Origin of the sequence: Jiella flava (assembly GCF_017349315.1) — a bacterium.
Taxonomy (GTDB): Bacteria; Pseudomonadota; Alphaproteobacteria; order Rhizobiales; family Rhizobiaceae; genus Jiella; species Jiella flava.
Map to the genome: position 1 here is coordinate 1 of NZ_JAFMPP010000029.1, position 7,352 is coordinate 7,352.

The 7,352-nt window shown below is 59.8% G+C and carries 8 protein-coding genes, 1 pseudogene and 1 riboswitch; of the genes and pseudogenes, 4 read left to right on the forward strand and 5 right to left on the reverse strand.

Features of this window, described 5'->3' with window-relative positions; translation table 11 throughout:
- Nucleotides 1-221 precede the first annotated feature (221 nt).
- From J1C48_RS18495 to J1C48_RS18515, 5 genes are all read right to left on the reverse strand, one after another.
- Nucleotides 222-614, reverse strand: a complete 393-nt coding sequence (locus J1C48_RS18495; RefSeq protein ID WP_207259479.1) for a hypothetical protein — start codon at nt 612-614, stop codon at nt 222-224.
- Between the two features lie 68 nt (nt 615-682).
- A complete protein-coding gene (locus J1C48_RS18500) occupies nt 683-1,432 on the reverse strand; it encodes an RHS repeat-associated core domain-containing protein (RefSeq protein WP_207259480.1) in 750 nt (249 codons plus the stop codon).
- A 266-nt stretch (nt 1,433-1,698) separates the two neighbouring features.
- Nucleotides 1,699-2,103 (reverse strand): hypothetical protein, encoded by a 405-nt coding sequence (locus J1C48_RS18505; RefSeq protein WP_207259481.1) that lies wholly within the window; start codon nt 2,101-2,103, stop codon nt 1,699-1,701.
- A 29-nt stretch (nt 2,104-2,132) separates the two neighbouring features.
- The gene (locus tag J1C48_RS18510; protein ID WP_207259482.1) at nt 2,133-3,059 is read right to left on the reverse strand and encodes an RHS repeat-associated core domain-containing protein; all 927 of its coding nucleotides are present in this window, start codon (nt 3,057-3,059) and stop codon (nt 2,133-2,135) included.
- 32 nt (nt 3,060-3,091) lie between these two features.
- Nucleotides 3,092-4,263 (reverse strand): IS3 family transposase gene (locus J1C48_RS18515; RefSeq protein ID WP_207259483.1). Its coding sequence is split into 2 segments (ribosomal slippage): nt 3,092-4,005 and nt 4,005-4,263, totalling 1,173 coding nucleotides; the frame shifts between segments, so codons are not numbered across the junction.
- Nucleotides 4,264-4,317: 54 nt separating this feature from the next.
- Between J1C48_RS18515 and J1C48_RS18520 the strand changes: the two are divergent.
- The 4 genes and pseudogenes from J1C48_RS18520 to thiE all read left to right on the forward strand — a co-directional run.
- Nucleotides 4,318-4,662: pseudogene (locus J1C48_RS18520) on the forward strand (transposase); the annotation flags it as partial.
- 85 nt (nt 4,663-4,747) lie between these two features.
- Nucleotides 4,748-4,868, forward strand: a riboswitch (TPP riboswitch).
- Between the two features lie 88 nt (nt 4,869-4,956).
- The gene (locus J1C48_RS18525; RefSeq protein ID WP_207259484.1) at nt 4,957-5,733 is read left to right on the forward strand and encodes a 3-oxoacyl-ACP reductase; all 777 of its coding nucleotides are present in this window, start codon (nt 4,957-4,959) and stop codon (nt 5,731-5,733) included.
- 32 nt (nt 5,734-5,765) lie between these two features.
- Nucleotides 5,766-6,569, forward strand: coding sequence for a hydroxyethylthiazole kinase (gene thiM / locus J1C48_RS18530; RefSeq protein WP_425523525.1), 804 nt, complete (start codon nt 5,766-5,768; stop codon nt 6,567-6,569).
- Nucleotides 6,566-7,228 carry a thiamine phosphate synthase gene (gene thiE, locus J1C48_RS18535; RefSeq protein ID WP_207259485.1) on the forward strand — a complete coding sequence of 221 codons (663 nt, stop codon included), beginning with the start codon at nt 6,566-6,568 and terminating at the stop codon, nt 7,226-7,228. The genes thiM and thiE overlap by 4 nt, the downstream gene beginning before the upstream one ends.
- The last annotated feature ends 124 nt before the right edge of the window (nt 7,229-7,352 follow it).

Sequence of the window (7,352 nt, forward strand, 5' to 3'; positions counted from 1 at the left end):
CCCCGATCCTTCACCAGCCTCACTGTCTCAAGCTTGAACTCGCGGCTGAACTTCCTTCTCTGCATTCCAACTCTCCAGTTCCGTTAAACACCTTATCTCGGTGTCCACGAAACCGGCAGCAGGCCAGTCCGACATAGCTCTCCGCGCATCTGTCCCTCACTCTTGGGGACGGATTGAATCACGCCAGCACCGCCAATACGAGCGACTTCTTCAACACCCTACTAGGCGGACTCCTCTTCGCTCCCCTTGTACACAGAAATTGTTATCGACAGCCCAAATTGGCTAAGTAAAGCCAGCAATTCAGCATCCAAACTGAGGCTCTTTGCAACAATATCGCTCGGCATAATGATCCCAACATCGATGTCTCTGGTGATCAAATCTGCAAACTTCTGAACACCACTCAAGAAGGCTTCATTTTCTTGGACAAATCTCTTTAGAGCGGCAATTGACTCAGAATCACTCAGCGGTTTAGTACCGCCGATATCGAAGTGAAGGCAGCCCATTCTCAATTGATTCGGCTTCTCATCGTCTACTCGATACGGCCTCAACTGTGTCAGCTTCACGACCTGTTGGATGTCGTTCTGACGTCCACCAAGCCTGAGGATGAGATCCATTCTTTTCCTTCCAACCTCTCTCTCGGCTAATTAGATTACACACTGATGCTGCCCTCCATCAAGCCAGCTTAGGGCACCAAGAGCGGCTCCATGGGGCCCACCGGGACGACAGGTTGAATCGGAATCGGCACAGGGTCCACTGGTGGAGAGAAGAGCGGAAACCATGGATCGCCGTCGGTAATTCCCCGTTGGTGTCCTGGCTCCGGCTCCGGCTCGGTTCTATGACCCTCCGGATCAGGTTTACCGGAATCACACCACTCTCCGTACAGTTCCACCGCCTCTTCCCGCGATAGATCGGGGTCGCCAGGTTGCTTGACTTGGCGATGGTACCAATTCCAAAAACCGCGCGGTAAACCATACGTCTTGTCTTTCGGAGCCAGACCCGCAGGATCAGCCCCGCTGACCGGATTGCCGTCCGCATAGGCATAGAGGCTTGGTCCGGCGATCCATCCGAGGGGGTCGGGCTGGGTGTAGCGACCGAGGGTGGCGTCGTAATAGCGATGCCAATTGTAAGACAGGCCGCTTTCGAGCTGGAACCACTGGCCGGGAAAGCGGGCATCGAGAGAGGCAGGCCCCGTGACGGAGACGAGGCCGCCAAAGGGGCGGTACTTCGCCCGCCAGACGACGGCTCGGTCGGCATCGGTCATCTGGACCGGGCGCCCGAGATTGTCGTTGGTCACCCAATAGGGCGTGGGATTGGTCGTATTGGCATCGTCGATGACCGCAACGACCTGATTATCGAGCCAGATATACTCGCGCCGCGAGACGCCGGCGCCGTCGGTCTCGGCAATCACGCGATTGGCAAGACCGCCGGTCATCGCTGCCGGCACGCCTCGGCAACGTTGCCCAGCTCCTTGGCCAGATCCAAGACACTCAGCCGATGATACGCGACCTTCGTCGCCGCATCACGCGGCCCCGCAGACTTGCGTGATTATGACTGTTCCATGGGGCGATCCTCCTTCCCAAGAATAGCATGGAAAGAAGCTTAAGAGGACAGCTGGTGCAAACGCTGGCTCTAATCTCGCAGGCCCTGTGTGGTAATATTTTGCGCAGCTACTACAGACCAAGGAATTCTGGCGCAGAGCTACGGGCGCTTTATGTTCAAAACCACATCAACTCGATCCGTTTCCGCGCTCAAGATAGCGATCAACTGTTTTGCCAGTGCTCGTATCGGAATCCAGCATGGATCGCTCATCGTTCGCAGATGAGCCTCCCTAGAATTTAACACGTTCACAACAGAATCCGGTATGTCGGCCACATTTTCGAGAAGCTTATTGATTCGATCCTTTTGCTGCTCCGATAGCTGTGTATCTACCGTACTTAAAACCGCATAGCCATTGCTGATCGCCTCGTCCTTGATTTCCCAGGCTACATTGAAATAGTCCATCGCCTGACACTGCGCTTCAGCATCATGGCTAAGAATCTTCAGAGAATTTTGGAAGTGGCAGTAGTTATTCGCATATTCATCTTCATCAGTGGGTTCACTCATGCCCTCTCCTTCCATAAATCGCTGACATATTAGAAAATATCAATGAAAGGATCAATGTCGTCTGGCGTAATAGGAGGCTCTTCCTCACCAGGGGCAGACGACGGTGGCCGTCCTCCCTTCCAGTCATCTTGTGCATGACCTTGATCACCAGGAAGGAGAGGGTTGCCATTTATGTCAAACTTTTGCACCGGCCCTCCCCCCGGAGGAGTGTATTTCCAATAGGGAGCCGGCGTTCCAGGAGGACCTCCCTCATCCGTAGGTGGAACACCACGGCACATTGACCTTGTGCCACCCTGAGGTTGTTTCGGCCCCATATAAGTTCCGGGCCTTTGGCCTCGCTGAAGTGTGTAGGGACCTCCAGGCATACCAGGAGGGGGAGGTCCGTAGTTCCAACCGGCCAAACCAAGTGGATCGATCAGGTTAACCGGGTCTCCATTGACATATGCATAGAGGCTTGGTCCGGCGATCCATCCGAGGGGGTCGGGCTGGGTGTAGCGACCGAGGGTGGCGTCGTAATAACGATGCCAATTGTAAGACAGGCCGCTTTCGAGCTGGAACCACTGGCCGGGAAAGCGGGCATCGAGAGAGGCAGGCCCCGCGACGGAGATGAGGCCGCCAAAGGGGCGGTACTTCGCCCGCCAGACGACGGCCCGGTCGGCATCGGTCATCTGGACCGGGCGCCCGAGATTGTCGTTGGTCACCCAATAGGGCGTGGGATTGGTCGTATTGGCATCGTCGATGACCGCAACGACCTGATTATCGAGCCAGATATACTCGCGCCGCGAGACGCCGGCGCCGTCGGTCTCGGCAATCACGCGATTGGCAAGACCGCCGGTCATCGCTCCAAGGCCTGGCATGATGGTGTCGAAGTCCCCGCCCCCGCCGAGCATGTCGATGAAGTGGGTCGTGCCCGACGGGGTCGCGTTGGTCACCGTCCGAACTGCCAGGCGGTCCATCGCGTCTGGAGTTCCCCCGGTTCTGTGGACAGTTAGGGGCTTGGACTCTGCGACGCGGCTTTGACGCTCCTTTCGTATTCGATCGGTGATTTGTAGCCGAGGGCTGAATGGCGGCGACCGGGATTGTAGCAGCCCTCGATGAAGCTGAAGACGGCCATGCGCGCCTCGGCCTTGGTCGGGAACTTTCGGCGATCAAGGAGTTCGCATTCGAGCGTGGCGAAGAAGCTCTCGCACATTGCATTGTCGTAGGCATCTCCGACCGATCCCATCGACGGACGGACATTGGCCTCCTTGCATCTCAGCCCGAAGGCCACGGACGTGTATTGCGAGCCCTGATCCGAATGATGAATGACATTCGTGGGACGTCTTTGGGCGAGTGCCATGTTCATCGCGTCGACAACCACCTGGGTCTTCAGGTTGTTTGCCATCGACCAGCCGACGATGCGCCTCGAGAAGGCGTCGAGCACGACCGCGAGATAGAGGAAGCCGGCCCAGGTCGGAATATAGGTGATGTCGGCGACCCAGAGCCGGTTCGGCGCGTCAGCATAGAAATTGCGATCGACAAGATCGGATGCCGGACGGACGCGATCATCGCGGATCGTCGTCCGCGCCGAGCGGCGGCGGCTGACACCAGCGAGGCCACTGGCCTTCATCAGCCGCGCGACCCGCTTACGACCGACCGCAGTTCCATTCTCGCGCAGCTCCGCGTGGATCCGTGGCGCGCCATAGGTCTGGTGAGATGCGGTGTGGATCGCCGTGATCCTTTGCGAGAGCGCCGCGTCTTCAACAGCGCGATTACAGGGAGAACGGTCGCCCCAAGCGTAGAAGCCCGAACGCGAGACACCGAACACCTCGCACATCGATCGGATCAGAAACTGGGCCTGGTTCGCGGTCATGAATTTGAAGACCTGAACGACGTCCCGTCGTTCTGAGCGAACCAGGCTGCGGCCTTTGACAGTATGTCGCGCTCCAGTCGCAACTGCTTGTTCTCCTTGCGAAGACGTTGCAGTTCGGCGCGCTCCTCCTCTTCCAGGCCAGCAGCGTTTCCACCGCCGCTACGCTCGGCCTTGCGGACCCAGCCATAAATCGTGTGGGCGCAGGGCTCGAATTCCTTCGCCAGATCTTCCGGGCGACGGCCAGCGCGAACCATCGCAATCATCTGCTCCCGAAACTCCGCCGAATAAGGGGCTCTCGTTCTCGGCATTCGGACACTCTCCTTTGAAAGTCAGATTGTGTCCACGGAACCGGGGAACTCCAGTTCGAGGAGAAATACAGCGCCAAATATCCGAAGGTCGTCCATTGCCTCGTCAAGGATTGCGAGGCGCTGCTCGCCTTCTTTGATTACAAGGCGGAGCATTGGGACCATCTGCGAACGGCAAACCCGATCGAGAGCGTCTTCGCCACCGTCCGGCACCGAACCGTGCGAACGAAAGGCGCCCCGTCGCACAAGACCGCCCGGCTCATGGTTTTCAAGCTCGTCATGGGGGCTTCGAAGACCTGGCGAAGGCTGAAGGGCGAAAATCGCTTGCCGTTGGTCATCGCAGGCGTCACATTCACCGACGGCGTCGCGGTCATCCGCGACGCCAATCAACGCGCTGCCTGATCGGCCCTGTCACCCAAATTCGACCATAGCTCCATCCCGCATTCCCACAAGCGGTTGACAGTGCAGGCGCCAACTCGCATTCTTGCGTCCTCACCTGGGGTGTCCCGACAAGGGGCTGAGATACTGCTGAGCCATAAAGGCGGCGCAGGGACCCGATGAACCTGATCCAGTTCATACTGGCGTAGGGACGGTGCGGATGCCTTCCGGTCGCGCGTGGCCATTTTATCGTCGGCGTCCTTTCTCCTTCCCGTCAGAGCTGGGTCTCCAATGCTTTAGAGAGCGAGGAGCCTCGACATGACGTCAAATCCCAACCCACCGATCAACGAACAGACGGTCTTGATTACAGGCGCAGGACGCGGGCTTGGTGCAGCGATCGCAGAAGCCTTCGCCCGGGAAGGTGCAACGGTCGCCATAAACTATCGTGCAAGCCGCAAAGGCGCAGACAATCTAGCCACCCGTCTCGGTGCACTAACGCAAGCGTTTCAGGCGGATGTACGCAAGGCAGAGGAAGTGGATCGGCTGGTCGCCGAGGTTACGAAGTCCATCGGTAGGCCGACCACCATCGTCCACAACGCGCTCGCGGATTTCACGTTCAATGGCGATGCGCGGGCCAAGCTCGATACGCTGTCATGGGACGAAGTGGCCGCCCATCTCGACACGGCGGTCAAGGGGGCGCTGAATCTTATTCGCGCCGCACGCCCGGCGATGGCCGCGGCCGGCTTCGGCCGCATCATCACCATCGGCACCAACCTTTTTCAGAATCCCGTCGTGCCCTATCATGACTACACCGCCGCCAAGGCGGCCTTGCTCTCGCTGACCCGCACGGCGGCCGCCGAACTCGGCCCGGCGGGCATCACGGTTAACATGGTCTCGGGCGGTCTTCTCCGCACCACGGATGCGAGCGCGGCAACGCCGGAAGCGGTATTCGACCTCATTGGCAGCAGCACACCGCTGCGCCGCGTGACCACGCCGCAAGAGGTGGCCGATGCCGTGCTGTTTTTCGCCAGTCCATGGGCGCGCGCCGTCACCGGCCAGAATCTCGTCGTGGATGGCGGTCTGGTCTTCAACTGATCGAAACAGCAGACGACCGGAGAGAAACAAAAATGGCTGACGACCTTGCCCCCCGAATGATGCTTAAAGCGATGCGTGAAGCTGCTCCGCTCGTCCAGTGCATCACCAACTATGTAGCGATGAACATGGCGGCCAATGTCCTGCTTGCGGCAGGCGCATCCCCTGCCATGGTTCACACAGAGGAAGAAGCTGGTGAATTCGCCGCGCTTGCCGCTGCACTCACTATCAACATCGGCACGCTGTCACCGGCCTGGATCGCCGGCATGAAGTCGGCCGCCCATGGAGCTACCAAGGCCGGCAAGCCATGGGTACTTGATCCTGTCGCTCATTTCGCTACAGCCTTTCGCCGGAAAGCCGTGTCGGATTTGCTGGAACTGCATCCAGCAGTTATTCGCGGCAACGCCTCCGAGATCATCACGCTTGCAGGCGGGCAGGCTTCCGGGCGAGGCGTCGATAGCGGTGATCCCGTCGAACGGGCCGAGGATGCCGCGCGGCGGCTGGCCGCCTCCCAGGGTGCGGTTGTCGCCGTCACCGGACCGGTCGATTTTGTCACCGATGGCGATAGGGGTGCGCGGATTTCAGGTGGATCGCCCCTCATGCCCAGGGTGACGGCCCTCGGCTGCTCGCTTACCGCGCTGATGGGCGCGTTCGCCGCGATCGCGCCGGACCACCCGTTCGAGGCGACGGTTGCTGCGCTCGCCACCTTCGCGACGGCGGGGGAAGCGGCCGGACACGAGGCGGATGGACCGGGCAGTTTCGCTGTGCGTTTCCTCGACGCGCTGCATTCCTTCCATTCCGATACGCTCGAAGCGGAAGGGAGGATTACGCTGATATGAAAGCGTTCGAGCTTTCGCTTTACCTCGTGCTCGATCCGAACCTGTGCCGCAGTCGCTCGCTGGTCGAAACTGCGCGTGCGGCAGTGGCCGGCGGCGTAACCATGGTCCAACTCCGGGACAAGATTGCCGGGACCACCGGTCTTGTCGCAGCCGGTCGCGCATTGATGGATGCGCTTGCGGGAACTGGCGTGCCGCTGATCGTCAATGACGATCTGGACGCCGCGCTCACCATCAACGCCGATGGCCTCCATGTTGGCCAGGATGATATGCCGGCCGATGAAGCTCGGCACCGGCTAGGCCGGGGGAAGATCCTCGGCCTGTCGGTCGAAACGGAAGCCGCCGCACAGGCCGTCGATCCGTCTGTCGTGGACTATGTGGGGATCGGCCCGGTTTTCGCCACACCGACCAAGCCGGATCACAAGCCGCCCATCGGCCTTGATGGGCTTACCCGGATCGTTGCGACCAGCGCGGTCCCGGCCGTGGCAATCGGCGGCCTGAAAGCTGCGCATGTCCCGTCCATCCTTGCGAGTGGTGCGTATGGCCTTGCCGTGGTCTCGGCCATATGCGGCCAGCCCGACCCCAAAGCCGCCGCCCACGCGCTGCGCATGGCAATTGGCAACGAGCGTAGCGGCAAGCAATTTCGGCGCGGGCGTCGTTAGAGCGTCGGGCGATTAATCGGCAACATATCCTGCGGTCTTGAAATAATTCCAGCATTCGTCGGGCTCGAAGAGGTCGCAGATATCGCCGAGGGCTCGCCAGAGGTCGTCGGTGGTCCGGGCTTTG